Origin of the sequence: Candidatus Bealeia paramacronuclearis (genome assembly GCF_035607555.1) — a bacterium.
Lineage (GTDB): Bacteria > Pseudomonadota > Alphaproteobacteria > UBA9655 > UBA9655 > Bealeia > Bealeia paramacronuclearis.
Map to the genome: position 1 here is coordinate 514032 of NZ_JAVHWZ010000002.1, position 21823 is coordinate 535854.

The window sequence follows — 21823 nt, forward strand, 5'->3', positions numbered from 1 at the left end:
TGTACTCAGGCTCCTGCCACCATCATTTTTTCAATACGAACCGTTGGAGATACGATTGAACTTTCAAAGACCACATCATTTGCCGGTGTCAATGTCTTAAACATTTCTAAGATATTGCTAGCAATTGTAATTTCACTCACAGGATACGTAAGCTCACCATTTTCAATCCAAAATCCAGAAGCTCCAACACTATAGTCGCCCGTGGTGTCATTAAATCCCATTCCCATAATGGAGGTCACCAGAATCCCTGATCCAGCCTCTTTATAAAGAGCTTCGGGGGACAGGAGTCCGGGTTCTAAATAAAAGTTTGAAGCAGCAATGGCGGGGGGATTTGCCCCACTTCTCACAGCATGTCCCGTCGATGCAAGGCCCAATTGACGTGCTGTTCTTAAATTCAAAAACCAGGTTTGCAAAACTCCATTTTCAATAATCGCACGACGTTGTGTGGGAAGCCCCTCACCATCAAAAGCACGGGATCCAAAACCCTTAAGGCGCAAGGGGTCATCAACAATTTGAATGGAAGATCCAAAAACTTGTGATCCTAATTTATCCTTCAAAAAGCTAGTGCCATTGGCGATACTGACACCGTTAATACCTTGCGCCAAATGCGATAAAAGCGTTGAGGCCATTCTGCGATCAAAAATCACAGGATATTCGCCAGTTTTAATTTTCCGAGGATTCAAGCGCGCCACTGTTTTTTCACCAGCAGATTTCCCCACATCAGCCGGATTTTTCAAGTCTGATACAAAAACGGCTGAGGAATAATCATAATCCACTTCCATGCTCTCACCCTTTTGAGCAATAACGGCGGTGGAAACGCCAAATGAGGAACGGGTTTTCTTATTTTCAAATCCTTCACTCGTCAAAAGATACGTCTCAAAAGTGCCCCAAGACGCCTCTCCACGTTCGGAATTGGTGACGCCTTTCACCGCTAAAGCAGCACTTTCGGCAATGCGAGCCATCTCCCCCAATTCATCGGGAGTGGGCTCATGAAAATCATAGGTCGAAAGATCGGGCACATGAATCGCCAATTGATCCTTAGACGCAAGCCCACAAAAGGGATCTTCCGGCATAATTTTGGCCATAGAAAGAGCACGTTCTACCAATTGATCCAAAGAGACGTGGCTGAGATCAGACGTACTCACAGAAGCCTGACGTTTGCCTATCAAAACGCGCAATCCCACATCCAGGGATTCCGATCGTTCCACTTTTTCGCGTTTTTCTTTATGAGTTGTAACGGATAAAGAAGAGGATCTGGATCCCACCACATCGCACGCCTCAGCCCCTGAAGATTTTGCTTTTTCTATGAGATATTCGAGTTCTTTTTTCATGATCATTTATCTTTAGTTGAGAATTTTTCCAATGACAATGGTAATAAACAAAATCGCCCCAATGTAAATATTCGAAACAAACCGTTTTCCACAATTTTTAGGGTGGTGAATATCAAGGCTTAACACTTGCCAGGCAAAATGAAAAGCCATCGCCAAAATCCCCCCATAAAACCATTTGTGAAAACCGGCAAGATGTCCTGCTACAGACCAACAAAAGAGCGCGCCTGAATAAATCAAAACCAATGCTGGTTTTGTACTTCCGCCAAATTTAATGGCCGAAGATTTCATTCCCATCAAAAGATCATCCTCACGATCTTGACAAGCATAAATGGTATCGTATCCTAAAGTCCACAAAATCCCCCCTAAGTAAAGGAAGAGCAGCCCTAAAGATAACGACTGACCTGAGGCTGCCCATGCCACCCAAATGCCCCAGTTAAACGTCAGACCTAAGAAAACTTGAGGCCAATATGTGATGCGTTTCATGAATGGGTACAAGATAACAAGAACGAGCGAACAGAGACCCACTGCAATGGCTTTGTCGGGGAATTGAAACAATATCAGGGCGCCAATCATGCCGAGAACAATCATAAAAATAATAGCCTGAGGAATGGTAAGGTCGCCACGGGCAAGGGGTCGATTTTGCGTGCGGGCCACTTTTTTATCCAAGTCATGATCCACAATATCATTATAAATACAACCTGCCCCACGCATGACAGTCGAACCCACCGCAAATAACATCAAAAACCAGGGATTTGGAAATTGAGATGAGGTATAAGCAACTCCCCACCAACAAGGAAACATCAAAAGCCAAATCCCCACAGGGCGATGAAGACGCATGATCTCAAATAAAAGTTCCAGGATGGGTGTGCGTTGCATTTTTCCTCTTTCAAAATCATTTTAGAAATATCATCATACTGAATTTGGATCTCATGAGATGCTGAAACAAGTTCAACATGACGGCAATGTATTCACTTTTAAGGCAAATTACATTATAAAAATTTGTATCATACGATGAAAATTCTTTATACTCTCTTTTAGGACTTCTTCATGTCAAAAATCCGCATCTTTGTCGATGCTTCTTTTCAAACGGGAATTCGCCTTCCGTTAAATTCCACACAAGAACACTATCTTTTGCATGTGATGCGCCTGAAAGATTCTGCTCCAGTCCATGTATTTAATGGACGTGATGGGGAATGGGTCTCCCAATTCATCTCTCACAAAAGACATCCGCAGCTCCTGTTGCAATCTCAGATTTTTGAACAAACACCAGCCCCACAAATGGGCCTTATATTTTCGCCCTTAAAACCCAAACGTCTTGAATTTCTCATTGAAAAAGCAACAGAATTAAATGTTGGACGTCTTTACCCTACAGTGATGGAACACACAGCATTTCCCAAAGTCAATCTTGAGAAAATTCAAAATTACACCATTGAGGCGGCTGAACAGTCCGAACGCCTTTCCATTCCAGACATTCAACATCCTCAAAAACTTTTTGATCTTTTGAATATCTGGCCCCAAGACCATTTCATTTTTTGGGCTAGCGAACGGCAAAATCACTCATCCTTAAGGATTGCGCTGGCAAACGCCCTCCCCTCCCTTACCTTTTTGATTGGCCCAGAAGGTGGCTTTTCTCCAAAAGAAATTCAATACCTTGAAAAACTGCCCTTCATAATTCCAGTTTCCTTAGGGCCCACAATCCTTCGCGCTGAAACTGCCGCATTAATGTGTCTTTCCGTGGGACTTCAGGCTGATTTAAAATGAACGATTCCCCGACTTTAGCCTGAGGGTCATTGATTATTCTAATTATTTGTTAAAAAACAATTACAAAGCTGACCAGAAGTTTTCTCTAAAACTTAGCTCTCTAAAACTTAGCTGCCTTTGATCATCATTGAAAGACCATTGCATAATTGAGGGATGAGGAGAGAAAGGATATACTGAGGAAAGTCCGAAAAGCAGGAGTGATCGAAAATGTCCTTTTTAAATTGTGAAGCCAGAGAGCGTTTAAAGAACAGTCAACTTATCCAAGCTTTTAGCCTTATCGACTGGGAGAGTGTAAAGCAAAATATGGGGAAACTAGGAAGATCTGGCTATGGCCCCAATGGGTACGTACCAGTCAATTTACTGAAGGCGTTGATTTTGCAGGCTTGGCATAGCTTAAGCGATGAGGGGTTGGAAGAAGCCTTGAGGGTTCGGTTGGACTTTATGGTCATCACGGGGTTGGAAAAGGTGCCTGATCATACGACGCTCTGTCGATTTCGCAACTTGTTGATCAGTCAAAACCTTTGGGAATACCTCCTTGCAATGATCAATTATCAACTAGAACAAAAGGGATTAAAAGTGAAAGAATCCCAAGGAGCGATTATAGATGCGACGCTTATCGAATCAGCGGCACGTCCTCGGAAAGAAATGGAGGGGATGGCTGTTGATCGTGAAGAAGACAAGGAATATGCTGTTGAAGAGCAGGTAACCCTTTCCAAAGATCCAGATGCCACATGGCTTAAGAAGGGGAAACGGAGCTATTTTGGGTACAAAGGCTTTATGGTCATTGACCAGGAGGACGGATATATTGATCAGGTTCACGTGACGCCTGCGCATGTCTCTGAAGTGAGAGAGTTGGAAGAGGTTGTGAAGAAGCGTCGAGATAAGAGGCTTTATGGAGACAAAGGGTATGCTTCCCAAGGAAACAAAGACTTGCTGAGGTCTAAGGGGATTAAGAACGGGTTGATGGAGAAAGCGAAAAGAAATAAGCCCTTAACCCATTGGCAAAAAGTATTTAACCGGATGATTTCGAAGATTCGATATAGGGTGGAACAAGGATTTGGAACCTTAAAACGAAAATTCAAATTCACGAGAGCATCCTATTTTACAACACCCAAAGTTCAAGGACAAATGGCCCTAAAAGCCATAGCCTTTAACCTCTTAAAGGCCACAAATAAGGTTGCTTATGGATAAATCAGGCGAGTTAAGTGAGTATTTGAGCAAAAAAAGAACAAAGAGACGAAGAAAAATATCATCCCCCTCAATTTAAAAAACTCAAAAATTAGCTTTTCAGGACCTCAGTTGGAATTTTTATTAATTATGCAATGGCCTTATTGAAGCCCACCTTTGGGCCAAAGCATAGATGGCAGAGGCAGAGTTTGGTGGGATTTCGGCCACAATGCCCTTTTGTTCATCTATAATTTGAATCACATTATGAGCAGAAGTTGGCCCTGTTCGAATTGACATTTGAGTATGATTTAAATCTGGAATCCCCTCAGAAGGGTGTTTTGCTTGTTTTTCCATCGAAGAATCTAAATTAGTTTCAGCACACACCTGATCAACCTCAAAATTTTGTATTTGAGGTTTTTGAGTTCTCCCCGGCACTGCCGGAACATAGGATGATGGCGTAATAGTTGTTGTCATTTTTCACCTCCCCTGTTGGGAGAAAATTGTGTTTATAATATATTTAAAAGACTTAAACTATTTTTACAAAAATTACAATATTTTTAATTACTCACAAAAGCAGGTCACCCGAATTTCTTCGGATGACCTATTTTTATTAACCGCGAACCATTGCCAACAAGCTGTTGAACATTTGGTCAGCCTGAGTTTTCATCGCAATACCAGCTTGAGAGAGAACGTTGTACTTTGTAAATTCCGTTGTCTCTTTCGCAAGATCAGTATCACCCACAGACGCACGCGCTGCAATCAAGTTTTCTCTTGCAGTGGTCGCTGAAGCTTCTGCAAGTTCAAGACGCTTTTGAACAGCAACTACCTGCGCAGAGGACTGACTCACCACGTTCATAGCGGCCTCAAGCTGAGGTTGAACAGCAATCGCACCCTGCTTGGTTTTCAAGCTCACATTATTAAGACCCAATGTAACTCGATCCAAAGATGGCATAGTGACATTAATTGATCCACCATAAGTGTCACTTTGGAAGCTTAACTGTGTATTTGCGCCACCATTCACCTGGACCATAACTTGAGGAATGGCGTTTGCGTTGTTGAACGTATTGTCCACTGCAAAGTTGAAACCGTTACTAAATGTAATAGTTTGGGCTCCCCCGGCAGTTACACTTGCTTTCAATGAGTTTCCTGTAGGATCAATTAACTTGAATGAACCTGCTCCATCATAAGATATTGCATACATTCCAGGCGTAACGGTAGATCCCGCAATATAACCGTTTGCAGCTGCTGGCATACCGTTTGCAGGCGCCGCAGACTGTGACTGGAAGGTCACAATGGATTGATTTGCATTCCAGCCGACAAGTGTATCAAAAGCAGCTTGGAAGTTCGCCAAGTTGTTAAGACCACCCACACCTGCTGCATAGTCAAAAGAAAGCGTACTATCTCCGGACTTCAGCGTCATCACACCGCCAGCATTTGGGTTAATACCACTTGCGGTAAATGTCTGTGACCCAATTTGTAAACTCACGTTAAAAGAGGTTCCAGTCTGGGTAATAATAGGAGCCGCAGTTACAGCACCTTGAATATTGCCAGAAGTGGCAGCTGCGTTAATAGTACCAGCAAATGTGTTGGCAGGGATCTGACCTGCACCACCACCCACAGCGGGAATGCCGTTAGCCACAGGGTTTGCAACGGCACCAATAAGTGTTGAACTTCCCGCACTTCCTTTCAGGAGCTTCACACCGAGCCAATCGACCGTGTTCAAAACGTTATCAAATTGAGCCAGCTGTTGTTGCGCTTCAATATCCATACCGGCACGCTCTGTCTCACTCACGGTATCGGAGTTTGATTGAATGGCCAAACTTGATACACGTGTGATGATTTCATTTAATTGGTCCATATCACCGGTAGCCACCTGTGCCACAGCAGCACCTTGGCTCAAGTTTGAAGCCACTTGCTCGTTACCGAGGACTTTGGCGTTCAATTTAGTATAAATACCTTTAGCCGCGGCATCTCCGTCAATCTTCAAACCCTTTGAAATACGGTTTGCAGAATCTTGAGCAAGACCTGTTGCTTTTTTAATGTTTGTTTGGGCTGATACGGACGCACCGTTGGTCAGCGCTGTAAGTGTCTTTGGCATTTGAGTATCCTTTCGCTTCCTGCGTTATAATTCCCGGAAGAGTCATTCTTCAGGGGAGCGCCATCCTGGCTCTCACATTCTTATATGCAGAAGCCGTGCCAAATTAATTTAACCCTATTTCATGAGAGACTTATCTTTTGTGGGTGACTTGAGAAACGAAGTTCAATTTAAATTCCTTTAACTCTTCCAGGTAAAAAAATGCTCCAGCACTCATCACACCCGGCAAATTTTTCCACATGGGGCATATTTTGCCCCCTACCCCACTCGTTTTTCATTATTCTCGTTGATGAATTTTTGAACTTCAGGATAGATACGCTCCCGCCATTTGCGGCCGTTGAAAATACCATAATGTCCAACCCCTTTTTAAAGGTGGTGCTTATGTTTTCCTGGATGAATTCCCGAACAAAGAATATGGGCCGCTTTTGTTTGCCCTACGCCCGAAATATCATCAAGCTCACCTTCGACGGTCATAAGTGCTGTGTCTTTAATGAGTTGAGGCCTAACTGCATGACTGCGCCACATCATATGACCTTTGGGAAGAAGGTGCTCTTGAAAAGAGGTTCTCATGCTTTCCAGAAAATATTCCGCCGGCAAATCCATGACGGACAAATATTCATCATAAAATTTCTTACTGGCCGTAGCACTTTCATCGTCACCCTTAATCAAATGCTGATAAAGACCTGCATGGGCGTCCATGTGCCTATCCATATTAAGACTCATAAATCCTGTGAGCATCAAAAATCCAGGGCACACCCGCCGCATAAATCCAGGATAATAAAAGGGGACAGAAGCAATAATATTTTCCTCAAACCACCAGAGTGGCCTTTCGCATGCAGAAACATTAGCTTTTGTGGGATTTTCGCGCGTATCAATAGGCCCTCCCATCAGCGTCATGGAAAATGGCTGATGATGATCTTTCAATGCCGCCATAATGGAGACCGTGGCCAAAACGGGCACGGACGGCTGACACACCGCCACAATATGTAAATTGGGCCCCAACTCATGGAAAAATGCCATGAGATAATCGATATAATCATCAAGGGTAAATGTTCCCACAGCCAAAGGAATATCCCGACAATTTTTCCAATCGGTGATGTAGACATCATTATTCGGCAAAAATGCCTGAACAGTTCCCCTTAAAAGCGTCGCATAATGCCCTGACATGGGGGCAACCAAAAGCACGCGAGGTTGGTTTTTAAGTTTCTTTTTATCCTCAGAGCGCTGAAGGTGTTTTTCAAAATGGAGAAGATCACAAAAGGGGCGAGATTCCACTACTTTAGGCGTAATTTTTACTTCGGTCCCATCTTCCATTTTAACGGAATCCACCCCCCAGGCGGGTTTTCCAAAACGCCGTGTGAAACGCTCCATCATCTCAAGGCCTGCCCCCATTTTTCGTGCGGAATCCCCTATAGTAGTCGGTACAAAGGGGTTATTGACCGCTTGTCGGGCAAATGAGGCCCAAATATTCATCGGGGCCAATGCAAATGAACGGGCATCGTTCATGTAATAGAGCCATTCTGCTTCAAATTTCATTTTATTAAATCCCCTGTTTTTTTCTTGAGCATACTCTTTTTTTATGCGCGTCACAATAAGTATACTTTTTCAAATCCAAAACGCAGGGGCTCATTTTGGCTCATCCCTTAAAAGGGCATTTCAATATGGATATTTGCTTATACGTTCTTTAGTTACAGATGCATGCAGGAGCTGTACAAAAAAAACAGCTCTTTTTGTTCCAACATCCGCCTTTCTGGGAATCACACCTAGGAGAGTTGCAACTTCCATATTCACACGAAGGTTCTGCGACCAAACATGTTGAAGGTTGCAATATTCCTACCATCAAGATGACTACGGACAAACTTACACTCTGAAGAAATTTTTGTCCCATGGCGCGTCTCCTTTTTCTCCTTAATTTTTAGAGGATAATTTATAATTCTTAAAAAACAGTTAACATATTCAAAGCTTAGGGTACCATGACTGTAAAATTACCCGGTTCAGCCACTGTAATGAGCCCAAGGAAATCGCAAATCAACATGGACGTTTGGTCAAGTGCGGGGGGGCCCATGATCATCACATCAAATGACATTGAAATCCATGGCTCAAAAGTCATGGGTGTGCACTCTTGTGGTGTTAAAACCCCTCCGGCCGAAATGGTTGCAGATAACACTTGAGGATTTCCCAAAGAAATACACATCACATACCCGGGAATATTGGCAAAAGGAATAATATCGATAATGTTTCCCGCAAGCATGATTTCCGCACACACGGTTTGATCAGGAAGTACTATTAAAGGCGTCGGCACAATGCCAAAACAGCAATCAAGCAATGAAGTTAAACCGACAACGTTCATCGTCATGGAGGAGTTCCTTAGATGACTTTCAAGGGGCGACCTTTATGATCAAATGTCTCTGGTTTGTTCACAATGCGACCATGAACATAATGATGTATCCGGAGGACTTGTCCATTTTGATGGTAATAATGAAATTGTCCATGACGCAAATGATTTACATAATTTCCTTCCTCGAGCAAGGACCCATCAGGATAATAAGCCAAGGCTGGACCATGAAGTTTTCCATAATGATATTGAAGAATCCTTTGAGGTCTTCCATATCGATCATAGGCGGTTGCAATTCCATGCTTTTGACCATTTTCAAAATTAACACGCGCCCTCACCAATCCCGCCTCATCATAATAAGTCGTAAATCCATGGGGCTTTCCTTGAATGTAATGTGTGGACATCAACATGCGCCCCTCTTTATAAAACTCTGCAGGACCATGAGGTTGCCCTTCGTGATAATTAATCCGCTCTTTTAAATGACGCTCCTGATCATAATGACGAACTTCCCCATTAAGTTTTCCATCAATAAAATTTTGGACGGATGCAAGATTTCCAAGATCATCATAATGTTCCACAACGCCAGTGAGTTTCCCCTCAAGATTTTCCCCAAAAATCCGTTTTTTTGGAAGCTTATCTATAAAATGAATATCTTGAAGGGCGGGATGTTCTGGCGCATCAATAGGACCTAGACTTCCTTCTTTAATTTGAGATTCCTCCATATGATCACTTTTCATTTTTAATCAAGTCTCCCATTTTATCCATTAATCAAAACCGCAGCACCATCAATCTCAACAGTAGCCCCCGTTAAAGCAAGAGTTCCACCACCTGTCACTTCACAAGCGCCCCCTGCCGTCACCGTCACATCACCACCTCCTGTGATTTCGGCGGCACCTCCGGCTGTGGCACTCACATCTCCACCGGCTGTAGCCTCAATGGCACCGCCTGCCGTCAGATTAATATTAGCACCCGCCTGTCCTTCAATGGCCGCCCCCGCATCAACCGAAAAATTAGTGCCTGCATTATTGGAAATATTTGTTTCCGCTTTCATGTCAATCGCATTGGCGGTGCCTGAAATGGAATTTGTGGCCGTCATATTGATACTATCCCCTGCCTTCAAAGTAATCGTTTGCCCAGCATCCACCGTGATATTTCCAGAGGCTTTAATCGTCATATCTCCCGCACTCATGGTAATTGTCATATTTCCTGAATCAAGCGTAATCTCATAATTGCCTTTAACAATTTTGACGGTTTTATCGCCATTATTTAAAGTAAGTTTATCATTATAGGAACCACCGCCTTCACCGCCCCCCTCCCCGCCTTCTGAGGAGGCTTGCGCTTTTAATGTGACGTCTCGAGTGCCCCCCACAATTTCAACCGTCTCATTGTGTTCAACGACTTTTTTATAATCTTTCTGAGCGTGAAAATAGACTTCTTCAGACCCTTTTTTATCATCAAACCGAAACTCGTTAGAGCCTTTACCTCCTTTACTCGAATTACTTTTGATTCCACTTTGTGTCGTTTGATCCGGCAAATAAGGCGGCTTATTTTCCCCATTATAAACACTGCCCACTACAATCGGAAAATCAGGATTTCCATCGATAAAGGCCACAACAACTTCTTGCCCCACACGTGGCGTTGAAATAAACCCCCACTGCTGTCCAGCCCAAGGATAGGCAACGCGGATCCAGCACGATGTCGTGTCGTCTTTGGCTTCGGACGTGTCCCAATGAAATTTAACTTTAATCCGCCCGAGATCTTCTGTGAAAATCTCCTCACCCTCTTTTCCGGTGACTTTGGCCGTTTGTGTCCCAAATATGCGGGGCTTGGGTGTAATCATAGGGGGGCGAATCGGCTTTGTCGCAGGAATACCTTTATAACGATTTAAATAAACAATCTTTGTCCCAATGACAGATCCATTTTCATCAGTCTCTTCTGTGAGGCGCGCCTCATGACGCACTTCATAAAGAATATATTTGGCATTCAAGGAGGTCCGTGGATGACTGGAAAGGGAAAAACTATACCCTGCCATAAAAAACGGAATTGTGGATGTCCCTTCTACAGATTCTCGCGGCATTTCTTCAGCCTCAAGACGAAGTTTAACAAGGGAATCTCCATCTGTTTGCTGTTGGAATCCGCCAGGATAATGGTACATTTCTCCACCATAAGCATTGTCGGGGCCGGACTGATTCGCATTCAAGGCCGTTGAAGGCGTTTGATAGGAATAATCAATAATTTTATGGGATGTAGGTACCACCTTTTGAACGAGGCGACATTCCACAACACTCATCAAAAAGGGTTGAGTGACATCCCCAAATGCAATCTTAGCCTCTTTAACATTGGGGCACGACATATGCGCATCCGCCGAATCTCCCAAGACCAAAGTTTCCCCCTCTTGACTTTGCTCGAAGAAATAAAAAATCCCCTCTTTTTCCAGCAATCGACAGATAAAATTAAAATCACTCTCATTATATTGAACACAAAATTCAATCTGAGATTTTCCGCGGCTTTGAGTTTTATCGGAAACTTTAATGTTTTTTGCAGTAAGAATACTCTTGATAATATCAAGAGCCGTTTGATTTTGATAAATTTTACAATTGGAGGAAAAGGTCAAAAGCCAGAATTTGGGATACAGTTTTGCTTTATACTGGGTAACGACTTTGTAACCATTGGGGGGAGTTGAAATCTGCTCCACATATCCAAAAATCCCTGAGATATACTGAGTTGTCCCATCCCGCTCTTACAAACTTATCCAAACCTAACCATATTTTACTAAAGTTACGCATGGTGTTGTATTCCTGATTCAACGCAGGTAGTTTCACTTATTTGACGAGCAAATGAGCCAGAGCTTCCCACTCCACAGGCATAAGTTTCGGGCGAGCTGCCCGTACATAAACGTTGTAAATTAAGGGCTGCATTCACATCTCTGTCATGAGATTGGTTGCAATGTGGACACGTCCAATGTCTCTCCGACAACTTTAAATCCGCATAAACACATCCGCAGCTATGGCAGAGCTTGCTTGACGGAAAGAACCGATCAGCAACAAAAATTTGAGCATTATAGAGACCTGCCTTATATTCCAATTGACGCCTGAATTCATAAAAAGACTGATCTAAAATATGTCGAGCTAATTTTCTGTTCGCTGACATACCTTTGACATTTAGGTTTTCAATGCCAATTTCATGATGATTCAGGACAATATCGGTTGTTGCCTTATGGAGATAATCACGTCTGATATTAGCGATTCGGGCGTGAAGACGTGCCAGTTTTTGAGTATGCTTTTTAAAATTCATACTCTTTTTATCTTTACGAGATAGCTGTCGAGAAGATCGTTTTAACTTCTTCAGCAAAGCGGTATGTGCCTTTGCTCCCTCAACAACCATGCCATTGGATAAAGTTGCCAGTTTTGTAATACCCAAATCCACACCCACAATACCTTGGTTCTTGCGTACATGAGGCAGTTTGTCTATTTCAACACTGATGGATGCAAACCATCGGTCTGCAACTCTTGAGATCGTCAAGGATTTTATTTGTCCTTGAAATCTCAAATTCTCTGTTATTTTGACCCATCCCAAACAAGGAATTTGAATCTTTTTACCTGTCACACGAATGGCAGACTCTCCTTTTTGGGGCGGACCATTGTCCGCTCTAAAGCTATCCCTGATTCCTTTCTTTTTAAACTTGGGATATCCTCCCTGTTTGCGGAAAAAGCGGTTAAAAGCTGATCCTAAATTTTTGATGGCTTGTTGAGGGGCATTTTTAGTGACCTCTTGCATCCAAGGATATTCTTCCGCCTTACAAGCATTGAGAAGTTTACGCAGGCTTATTTCTGTAGGCTTCTCACCATTCTGGTATTGTTTCTTCCATTGATCTAAAGCCCAATTATAAGCAAAGCGTGCAACACCGCAGGCTTTTCTAAAATAAGTCGCCTGCTTATTATTTGGCTTCAATTCTACTTTATGAACTAACAGCATCGTAGGCTTCTTTCAGACCTTCCAATAATTTCTTGTTCTTTTTACTTCTCGCACCATACAATCTGGCCGAAAAAACAGTGATAATTTCCAACACATCTTTGGCGAGTTCCTCTTCAAAAGAGGGTTCTTTCCCTTGATTGATAATCACAACTTCTACCTGATTCATCTCACAAATGGAAAAGATTAATTCTGCTCCAAATCTTAACAGCCTGTCTTTATGGGTTAAAACCAATCGACCTGCTTCTCTGTCTAAAATGGCACTAATCAGGATCTTCAGACCCTTTTTGTTGTAATTCATACCACTGCCAAGATCCGCAATGGTCTCAAACTTCCAACCTTGAGCTGCACAATACATCTCAAGGACTTGTTTTTGTCTTTCCAAATCCTGCCGTTGATCGTGACTGGAAACACGAGCATAGCAAAGCGTTTTTCTATCTATCTTTTCAGTGCGAACAAGATGAGGGCGCAAGGCAGATAAAGGATAACGTCTTTGTCCTCCCGCTGTTCTTTCGGGAACAAGGCGACTCTCTTTTTCCCATCGCCTTAATGTGCCATTTGACACTCCAAGAATACGACTGGCTTCTCTGATACTCAATAACTTATCCATAATTGGATAACTATATACAAGTTTAGATAGGTTTTAAAGAGCAGTTATTAACCCCAGATCAATCTTGATAGTCCCTTTTTTTGATAACAAACTATCAAACTCAATACTGCGATTATCTGACACTAAATCCAAGTCATATTCAAACAAAGTGGATATCCTTTCAACGCCTTGCATTTGAACAAGCGTAAGGGCGTCATCACCCAAAGGCGTTGAAAGCGTTAAAAAGGCTTGTTTCTTCCCTGTTTTGGACATTACATTTTTCGGTAAGCTTTTCTTTTTCTTATCCTACGCACAAAGACCCCAACAATCAAGGCTCTGAAAATGGACACGCCTCACGCAGACTTTTTCTTGCTTAAAATTGATGAATTCTCCACGAGTTACGCAGTTTGCAGCAAAAGGGTGGGAATCTAAGCGAAAGACATGAGTTTTGTTATTTCTCTAGAGATATCATGCTTAATAACATCCCACTGCTGCTGATAAAAAGAGAAGCCTCCAGCAAGTCGTCTTTTAAATCTTTGAATCCAAGCCGAAATGGCAAGAAATATATGATTTCTTTGGGCTCGTCCCGTGCGAGACTGACAGCGTTCAAGACCGCATGTTTGCTTTAATTCCCGATGATAAACTTCGATTTTCCAACGCGATTTCATGACCAGTTCAATATGATCACGAGAGGGATTATCCCTATTGGTTCCGATATAATCCGTGCGACCGTTTTTGGCAACAAACCGGAAAACAGTAATCCATCCATATCCGCGTAAGTGAACTTTCAGTCCTTCATCTGGAATGTCCAGCTTTTCAAGAGTTTCTCCACGATTCACTTTCCTGTTTTTCTTCAACCCCATCACCCATGTCCAGCCTATGGATTCAATGGCCTTCAGATTATTCAAGCTCGAGTACCAAGCGTCTGCAACCACGTCATCCGGATTTATCCCTCTGTCTTGAGCCAGCTTTAACATTTCCCTGAAATGGTCATTCTTGCTTTTGCCATCGCTGGCTTTATCATAAATACGATAATCAACAGGAATAGAGTCATGACTCCTCAGGCCATGCCATACCAAATTGACAAGACCTATCCCCGCAATAACATCATGGGCATTCCCAGAATACTGATAATGCACAAGCTCTATCTTCTCGCTCCGATTTTTATCCAAAATTGTATCGTCACATACTAAAAAACAAGGTTCTTTCTTGTTAATAAGAGATTGAGTAAGATTCCACACTCCGCTCGGACGCAATGCACTAGAACTCAACCATCGATTGACGCTGTCATGCGACAATGGAATCGGTGACACCTCCGAAAGTGCCAACCCTGAATAGCGCACACTGCTGGCTTGTAAAAATGAACGATAAAGTGATTTTGTGCATTTGTGTCGAGACATCATTTCTTCTCATTTAATAAATATTCCCTCTCACCTTATCTCTTCTCTCTTCTCCTGCAAACTGCGTAACTCGTGTTCTCTAAAAGGAACGTCGTTTTCAATTTCATTCAAAAGATTATCCTCAATTATGAATTTTAAATTTTTAACAATCTCTTTGGGATTTATATTCTTGTTCTTTCAGCCTCTGAATGCAGTTCAGCCGTTTAAACATCTTGAAAAAGATGAAACTCCCACAGGAACCTACGTAGTACAATTTAAGTGCAAAGCCACCATCGAAGCTAAAAAAACTAAGCGCTTACATGAAAGAGGCTTAGTAAAATTTATTGATTCAGCGCTGACCCATAACCAAGTCAAAACGGGGGATTTGCAACAAAAAATTCTAATTGTTTACGTGCCTCACAGATATGGGCCTCATTACACTCTCCCCAAGAATTTCCCTTCCGATGTTGGAGCTTGGATTGCACATTATTTTGGTCTCGGTGAACTTCAAGGTTATGGAAAAGAAGAAGATTGGCAACCCCACCCCAAAGGCTTTGGATACATTGCGGGCCCATTAAAAGTGGGATCTCATGCCATTGGAAAATGGGAATCTGAACTTGTTGAAAATAAAAATGATTTTCGAGACAATCTGGTTTTTCTAATGGAAGACATTCAACACCAAGGTATTCTCAAAACCTGCCAAAAGAACCCAGAATTAATTCTCGTAATTGACATGATTTTACATGGTACAAAACGTCAAGTTCAAACATATTTAACACCTGAATCTGCACGCGAGATTGCCAATCTTTTAGCAGCAATCTTTGATGGTATCATTGAAAACTTATCAGAAGTTCCCCACTCTCAAGCCTTTAAACTCATACTTTCTGAAGAACTTAAGGACGGAGTCAAAATCAGCATCACTGTCAGAGATAAAACCACAAAACCACAAGATCATAAAAAATGGGCCAGACAGACACGGTTGGCTTTTCAAACCTTCTTCCACAATTCCAAAATTTCTCTGACTTCTGACAAGACTGCACTTGAGATAGTGCGCGGGAAATAAAGCTATACATTTTCTGCATATCACTCCTGCGAAAAATACAAGAGCATGCCAATCTAGCTCCCTGTATAAATTTCAAATCTATTTTCAAAAACATCATTTTCAACAAAGACTTATGGTTAAACTCATGAAATTCAAATCTTTAATTCTTGCACTTGGACCTACAATTTTACTTTCTCCCTCCCTTTGGGCCGTTAAATCTTTTACCGATCTTCCAGAAAAGGAGCGCCCCACAAAAACTCACGTCGTGAAATTTGCACAAACTGGAAAAATAGACTCTAAACTAGTATTCGCACTTAACCAAAAGGGGATCCTTAAATCTGAGCCTATCTCTTGCATTTCCGACATAGTTGAAATTGGAGAGAAAACAAAAGAAATTCAAATCACCTTCCACCCTAATGTACATATTCCGTCATATGTGATTCCATTAGGATTTCCTTTAGATGCCGATGAATTGATCAAACATTCCTTTGGGCTCAGTGAAATATTTGGCCTTGGGAAAAAAGAAAATTGGAAGCCCAACGCAAAAGGTTTTGGCTATCTTTCAGGCACAATTGGCACGGGCGAAAATTTGGAACACGAAATTGGATACTGGGAATCTTTCATGCAGGAAACCCCCGATACATTTATTAACAACCTGATGAAAAGCCTACAAGATGTTCAACACGAAGGGGCTATCAAAACTTGTCAAAGGAATCCTGAGCTTGTAAAATTGATCGATACAATTAACACAGGATCAGTTCAAGACAACGTAAAAAATCTCACTCCTGAGTCTGCAAGAGAAATCGCCAACCTTTTGGCGTCCATATTTGGAGGCTTCATAAAAGAGCCAATCCTTAAAAATTCCAAGGCCTTTACATTAAAAATATCAGGGGCGACACTGGAAATCAGAGATCAAACCAAAAAATCTAAAGATCTTCGTATTTGGTCCAAAGAGACCAGATCAGCTTTTCAAGACTTCTTTAAGGTCGCCAGAATTTCTCTGACTTCTGACAAGACTGCACTTGAGATAGTGCGCGGGAAATAACATATTAGGATCACTTTCTCCCTCGCCATTTTTCATTAAATCTATTAGGATCTTTTCCAGAAATGGAGGAACTATGGCAGGGAGAAAACCCGTTCTATTATGTATCTTGGATGGCTGGGGTCACCGCGAGGAATCTCAAGACAATGCTATCTTAAATGCGAAAACGCCTTTTTGGAATCAGGCCTGGAAGACCTATCCCCACGCACTTTTAGAAGCCTCCGAAGATTATGTCGGGCTTCCCCACGGTCAAATGGGGAATTCAGAAGTAGGTCACATGAGCTTGGGCTCAGGTCGGATTATCCTTCAAGATCTTCCCCGCATTGATAAAGCCGTTGCTGAAAATTCAATCCCTACCCTTCCCGCGTTTCAGAACTTCATTCAAGATCTCAAAGCCTCAGGTGGTGCTTGCCATTTATTAGGACTTTTTTCACCAGGTGGCGTTCATTCCCACGAAGATCAAATTTTAGGGCTCGCCAAGGCTGTCGCTTCAGAAGACATTCCAGTATGGATACATGCGTTTTTAGATGGGCGCGATGTCCCTCCTCAAAGTGCCCGAACCTCCCTTGAAAAACTTGAGTCATTTTGTCAGGAAAATCCCCTTGTAAAAATCGCAACACTTGGGGGGCGATATTACGGTATGGATCGTGATCACCGTTGGGAACGCATTGAAAAAGCTTATGATGCGATGGTTTCTGCAAAAGCCCCTCATGCAAAATCCCCTCAAACGGCACTTGAAGACAGTTACAAAAACAAGGTAACCGATGAATTTGTTATTCCCGTAGTCATTGACGATTACAAGGGCATGAACGCGGGCGACGGAATTTTAATGGGAAATTTCAGAACAGACCGTGCGCGCGAAATTTTAGAAGCACTTTTGTCCCCCAGATTCAAAGGCTTTCAAAGAACAAAATTTATTTCCTTCACCTCTGCATTGGGCCTTGTTGAATACTCTGAAAATCACAATCATTGGATGAAGACACTCTTTGCCCCAGATTTTCCCAAAGAAACGCTTGGCGAGGTAATAAGTCATCATGGTCTCACACAACTCCGCATTGCCGAAACCGAAAAATATGCTCATGTAACGTTCTTTTTTAATGGCGGCCGGGAGGAAAATTTCCCTGGAGAAGATCGCATCCTCGTCCCATCCCCCAAAGTTGCCACCTACGATTTAAAACCAGAAATGTCAGCTCCCGAAGTAACTGATCAATTAGTCAACGCTATTCAAAACCAGGATTATGATCTCATTGTTGTCAATTATGCCAATGGCGACATGGTGGGCCACACCGGCAATGAAGCGGCCGCCATCATTGCTGTTGAGACAATCGACACTTGCCTTTCCCGAATTTGGAAGGCCATTAAAGACAAAGGTGGTGCACTGTTGATCACAGCCGATCATGGGAATGCGGAGATGATGTATGACATCGCCGGAAAGTGCCCTCATACAGCACACACTCTCAATCCAGTACCATTCTTGCTTTTGGATGAATCACAAAAAAATGTAACCCTTCGCGATGGAAAACTTTCTGATGTGGCGCCCACAATTTTGGAGATGATGGGCATTCCCCAGCCACACGCAATGACTGGACATTCACTGATGATTCAGGAAAGACAAGTCCATGCCAGTGCATGATACCCCCTCTAATGTCATACCCACAAAGACGGGAGTCCATAAAACACAAATCAAAAGGTGGCCCCCCGCCTTCGTGGGGATGAATAACGGGTGTGTGCGTGCTTTAATACTCATATTGGCAACACTCATTTCTCCCTCCCTTTTTGCTGAAGACGTCCCTGAAAATCCTTATGTACTCGCTCAAGAGGTCCAAAAATTAGAGGCTGAAATTGTGGCCCTTGAAGCCAGTTTAAAAGACTCCGAAAAGAATCAGGCTCAACTTCGAGAAGAAATCTCACACGCCCTTCCTCTTTTGATTCGCTATGCACGACGAAATCCTTTGGAATTTATGGTCCGCCCCCAAGAACACAAAAATGTAGCCAAAGAGCGTGCACTCATTGGGTCCCTTAGCACGAAACTAAGCCGACTCTTTACCAATGAGAAACTGAATTTTTCCGAGAATTCCACCATTCGAAATGATATCCTCCGGCATCTCCAAATTAAAAAAGAAGCTCTCTCAGAATTGGTGATGTTGCATCAAGAGTATACTTTGGCTCAGAAAGAAAAAATTGCAGCGCTTGAAAAACAAGAACATGAAAAAATTACAGGCAAAAAACTCTCCGTCAATGAGCTCCTCAATGAAAGTCAAATCTCACGGGGAAAAAAGCCCATACTCCCTGCATCCGAAAGTGCACTTCCAATTTTAAGGCTCGATCCCCCTATCACAGGAAAAATTGTGGGCCTTTATGACGAGCAAATGGATTATAGTCCTCACAGCAAAGGTATTGTCTTTGAGGGCAAAAAAGGGGGACTGATCATGGCCCCAGCCCATGGTGTTGTAAAATACGTAGGCAAATTTCGCGAACATGATCCCATCGCCATCATTGATCATGGCGAAAAAACAACAACCATTTTGATTGGCGCGGAGTCCTTTTCTGTCCAGCCTGGTCAAAGTATTTACATGGGACAAACCTTGGGAAAGCTTCCAGGATATGGCGCAAATGCACCGCGTCTTTACATGGAATTTCGACACAGCGGAAAATACATTGATCCCATGCCATTTTTTAGCGACAATGCATCAAACTAAAATTATCGGGGACACCAAATGATACGTAAAAATTTAACATACATCGGCTTTTTTATTTTTGCACTCGGGATTGCAAACTATAGCATGGTTGCAGATGCACCCAAAACTTCCACCAAGCCCTCACCTAAAACCAAGGATGCTGCAGAGGCGCAGACAATCCCGCCCATCAATGCTCAACTTTTTGATGAAGTTTTGGGGAAAGTTCGTGCGGACTTTGTCGATAAAGTTGACGAAGACAAGCTCCTTGGAGGTGCTCTTAATGGCATGCTCACAGCTCTTGACCCTCATTCTGCTTATTTAGATCCCAAGGAATATAAAGAACTTCAAGAGCAAACCAAAGGGGAGTTCGGGGGACTTGGAATCGAAGTCACTATGGAAGATGGCGTTGTTAAAGTTGTCTCTCCTATTGATGACACCCCTGCCTTTAAAGCAGGAATTGAAGCGGGCGATCTCATTATCATGATTGATAAAAAACCCGTTATGGGATTGACCATCAATCAAGCAGTGGACCTCATGCGCGGAGAGCCCGGTAAAAAAGTGGTTCTCAAAATTAAGCGCGCCCATAAAGATCCGTTTGATGTGACGGTCACGCGCGAGATTATTAAAGTTCAACCCATCAAGTCCCGCGTCGAAGGCAATGTTGGCTATATTCGCATCTCAACATTTGGCGAGAAAACAGCCCCCATGCTGAAAGACGCCATTTTGGACATCAAGAAAAAATTGGGCAACAAACTTGAAGGTTTCGTTTTGGACCTCAGAAATGATCCCGGCGGACTTTTGGATGCGGCGATTGAATCTGCCGATCATTTCTTAAAAGAAGGAGAAGTTGTCTCCACCCGCGGCAAAGATCCGAAAAACAACGTTTCGTTTAAAGCACAAGGTGAAGATTTGGCTGAGGGCTACCCCATTGTTGTTTTAATCAACAGTGGATCTGCATCCGCCTCTGAAATTTTGGCGGGTGCTTTGCAAGATCATCACCGCGCTGTAGTTGCAGGTACAAAATCCTTTGGAAAAGGTTCCGTGCAATTGATCATTCCGATGGTCAATGGTGGAGCGATTAAATTGACCGTTGCACGTTATTACACGCCTTCGGGGCGTTCCATTCAAGCAACTGGTATTGAACCCGACATCATCGTCGAGCAAGTCGCTAACCTTGAAAAAATCAAAGAGGATGAACGCATTCGCGAGGCCGATTTCATTGGGGCTTTGAAAAATGAGCACACGCCGCCCAAACCCAATCCAGAAGCGGAAGAACCCAAAGATCTCGAAACAGAGGTCATTGATCCTGTAACTGGCAAAAAAAAGGAAGAGGTCAAGGATTACCAACTTTTGCGCGCAATTGATATCGTCAGAGCCATGTACCTGGCGCAAAAGAATCCCTCCAAATAAAAGGAACATCCTATGGAGGGGCTCTTTGAGAAGCTCAATTTGAAAAAGAAGGCTGCAAGTTTTTTTAGCGGCAGTCTTCGTTTTCTCAAAGGTCCCTTAGGACGGGCTTGGACAGTTTTTTTAATCTTCGTAGTTTTGCTCATTTCAATTGCGGGTTTCCTTCCTAAGAACACCACCATTTCTCAATCTGCAATGGTGGCTTTAACATCTTCAGGTTCTGAAAAACTTGTGATGAAACCACTAACCCCACCACAAGATCCCGCTTTCCAAAAATATGCCCAACCCACAGCTGTTGCAGATGGAGCTGCGGTGGCCGCCCTCATCATCACGAATCTCGGATTAGACCCCAAATTATTAGACCAAGCCAAATCATCATTTCCCAAAGAAGTCACTTTTGCTCTCAATCCAGGCTCCCCCAATTTATCTCAGCTCATTAAAGATCTTCGTGCAGACGGACGAGAGGTCATTCTCATGGTGCCCATGGAACCTTTGGATTATCCCCAAAGCGATCCGGGACCCAACTTACTTTTGACTTCAATCAATCCTGAAGATAATTTGGGACGCCTCAGAGAAACACTCAAAACCGCAGACGGCATTGTGGGGGTGACAAATTTTATGGGGGAAGCCTTTGTGAGATCCATTGAGCATGTCCGCCCCATCCTCTCCCTTTTAAAAGAAGGCGGATATTTAGTGATGGACACGACTCTTTCTGAAAAAAGCGAAATACCTCCCCTTTCAACTGAGTTGGGGATGCAAAATCTTCTCGTCAAATCCCAAAGCTTTGAGGATTTAACAGATTCCAAATTCAGAGCCGCAGCCCTTTCCAATGTCGAACGTTTGGCCAAGCGCGACATGAGCGTAATTGCCTATGCCCCGGCATTTCCAAAGGACGTTGAAACCCTAAGCGATTGGTCAAAGGGTCTGAAGGAAAAAGGAATTACACTCGTGCCTTTAACCTTTGCCGCCCATTATACGGCAACACCTGTGAAAGACACTGCTGCACCGTTACATTAAGCCTCCTT

Annotated in this window: 18 protein-coding genes and 2 pseudogenes; 8 read left to right on the plus strand and 12 right to left on the minus strand. The window is 43.0% G+C overall.

Annotated elements, in window-relative coordinates:
* Positions 1-5: 5 nt before the first annotated feature.
* Positions 6-1331 carry a TldD/PmbA family protein gene (locus Bealeia2_RS07495; RefSeq protein WP_331256427.1) on the minus strand — a complete coding sequence of 442 codons (1326 nt, stop codon included), beginning with the start codon at positions 1329-1331 and terminating at the stop codon, positions 6-8.
* 12 nt (positions 1332-1343) lie between these two features.
* Positions 1344-2207, minus strand: a complete 864-nt coding sequence (ubiA, locus tag Bealeia2_RS07500) for a 4-hydroxybenzoate octaprenyltransferase (RefSeq protein ID WP_331256428.1) — start codon at positions 2205-2207, stop codon at positions 1344-1346.
* 171 nt (positions 2208-2378) lie between these two features.
* Here ubiA and Bealeia2_RS07505 point away from each other — a divergent pair, with 171 nt between their 5' ends.
* Positions 2379-3092 (plus strand): 16S rRNA (uracil(1498)-N(3))-methyltransferase, encoded by a 714-nt coding sequence (locus Bealeia2_RS07505; RefSeq protein WP_331256429.1) that lies wholly within the window; start codon positions 2379-2381, stop codon positions 3090-3092.
* Positions 3093-3299: 207 nt separating this feature from the next.
* Positions 3300-4283: an IS5 family transposase gene (locus tag Bealeia2_RS07510; protein WP_331256283.1), complete on the plus strand. Its 984-nt coding sequence runs from the start codon at positions 3300-3302 to the stop codon at positions 4281-4283.
* Positions 4284-4403: 120 nt separating this feature from the next.
* On the opposite strand, the gene Bealeia2_RS07515 is transcribed toward Bealeia2_RS07510, so the two are convergent.
* The 10 genes and pseudogenes from Bealeia2_RS07515 to Bealeia2_RS07560 form a co-directional block, all read right to left on the minus strand.
* On the minus strand, positions 4404-4733 hold the full coding sequence (locus Bealeia2_RS07515) for a hypothetical protein (protein WP_331256430.1): 330 nt from the start codon (positions 4731-4733) through the stop codon (positions 4404-4406).
* Positions 4734-4869: 136 nt separating this feature from the next.
* On the minus strand, positions 4870-6357 hold the full coding sequence (locus tag Bealeia2_RS07520; protein ID WP_331256431.1) for a flagellin N-terminal helical domain-containing protein: 1488 nt from the start codon (positions 6355-6357) through the stop codon (positions 4870-4872).
* A gap of 255 nt (positions 6358-6612) precedes the next feature.
* Positions 6613-7890 (minus strand): annotated as a pseudogene (locus tag Bealeia2_RS07525) (polyhydroxyalkanoate depolymerase).
* Positions 7891-8317: 427 nt separating this feature from the next.
* Positions 8318-8710 carry a DUF4280 domain-containing protein gene (locus Bealeia2_RS07530; RefSeq protein WP_331256432.1) on the minus strand — a complete coding sequence of 131 codons (393 nt, stop codon included), beginning with the start codon at positions 8708-8710 and terminating at the stop codon, positions 8318-8320.
* A gap of 11 nt (positions 8711-8721) precedes the next feature.
* Entirely contained in the window at positions 8722-9426 is a 705-nt protein-coding gene (locus Bealeia2_RS07535; protein ID WP_331256433.1) for a toxin-antitoxin system YwqK family antitoxin, read from the minus strand.
* A 20-nt stretch (positions 9427-9446) separates the two neighbouring features.
* A pseudogene (locus tag Bealeia2_RS07540) lies at positions 9447-11411 on the minus strand (type VI secretion system Vgr family protein); the annotation flags it as partial.
* 56 nt (positions 11412-11467) lie between these two features.
* A complete protein-coding gene (locus Bealeia2_RS07545; RefSeq protein ID WP_331255280.1) occupies positions 11468-12664 on the minus strand; it encodes an RNA-guided endonuclease InsQ/TnpB family protein in 1197 nt (398 codons plus the stop codon).
* Entirely contained in the window at positions 12648-13271 is a 624-nt protein-coding gene (locus Bealeia2_RS07550; RefSeq protein ID WP_331255279.1) for an IS607 family transposase, read from the minus strand. Before Bealeia2_RS07550 ends, Bealeia2_RS07545 begins: the two co-directional genes overlap by 17 nt.
* 33 nt (positions 13272-13304) lie before the next feature.
* Positions 13305-13523, minus strand: a complete 219-nt coding sequence (locus Bealeia2_RS07555; RefSeq protein ID WP_331256434.1) for a hypothetical protein — start codon at positions 13521-13523, stop codon at positions 13305-13307.
* A gap of 155 nt (positions 13524-13678) precedes the next feature.
* Entirely contained in the window at positions 13679-14650 is a 972-nt protein-coding gene (locus tag Bealeia2_RS07560) for an IS701 family transposase (protein ID WP_422388038.1), read from the minus strand.
* Between the two features lie 127 nt (positions 14651-14777).
* Here Bealeia2_RS07560 and Bealeia2_RS07565 point away from each other — a divergent pair, with 127 nt between their 5' ends.
* The 6 genes from Bealeia2_RS07565 (at position 14778) to Bealeia2_RS07590 (ending at position 21815) form a co-directional block, all read left to right on the plus strand.
* On the plus strand, positions 14778-15692 hold the full coding sequence (locus Bealeia2_RS07565; protein WP_331256435.1) for a hypothetical protein: 915 nt from the start codon (positions 14778-14780) through the stop codon (positions 15690-15692).
* Between the two features lie 124 nt (positions 15693-15816).
* Positions 15817-16716: a hypothetical protein gene (locus Bealeia2_RS07570; RefSeq protein WP_331256436.1), complete on the plus strand. Its 900-nt coding sequence runs from the start codon at positions 15817-15819 to the stop codon at positions 16714-16716.
* A gap of 73 nt (positions 16717-16789) precedes the next feature.
* Complete coding sequence (gene gpmI, locus Bealeia2_RS07575; protein ID WP_331256437.1) at positions 16790-18346, plus strand: 2,3-bisphosphoglycerate-independent phosphoglycerate mutase; 1557 nt, start codon at positions 16790-16792, stop codon at positions 18344-18346.
* Positions 18333-19412: a murein hydrolase activator EnvC family protein gene (locus Bealeia2_RS07580; RefSeq protein WP_331256438.1), complete on the plus strand. Its 1080-nt coding sequence runs from the start codon at positions 18333-18335 to the stop codon at positions 19410-19412. Before gpmI ends, Bealeia2_RS07580 begins: the two co-directional genes overlap by 14 nt.
* A gap of 18 nt (positions 19413-19430) precedes the next feature.
* A complete protein-coding gene (locus tag Bealeia2_RS07585) occupies positions 19431-20801 on the plus strand; it encodes a S41 family peptidase (protein WP_331256439.1) in 1371 nt (456 codons plus the stop codon).
* Between the two features lie 12 nt (positions 20802-20813).
* The gene (locus Bealeia2_RS07590; RefSeq protein WP_331256440.1) at positions 20814-21815 is read left to right on the plus strand and encodes a divergent polysaccharide deacetylase family protein; all 1002 of its coding nucleotides are present in this window, start codon (positions 20814-20816) and stop codon (positions 21813-21815) included.
* The last annotated feature ends 8 nt before the right edge of the window (positions 21816-21823 follow it).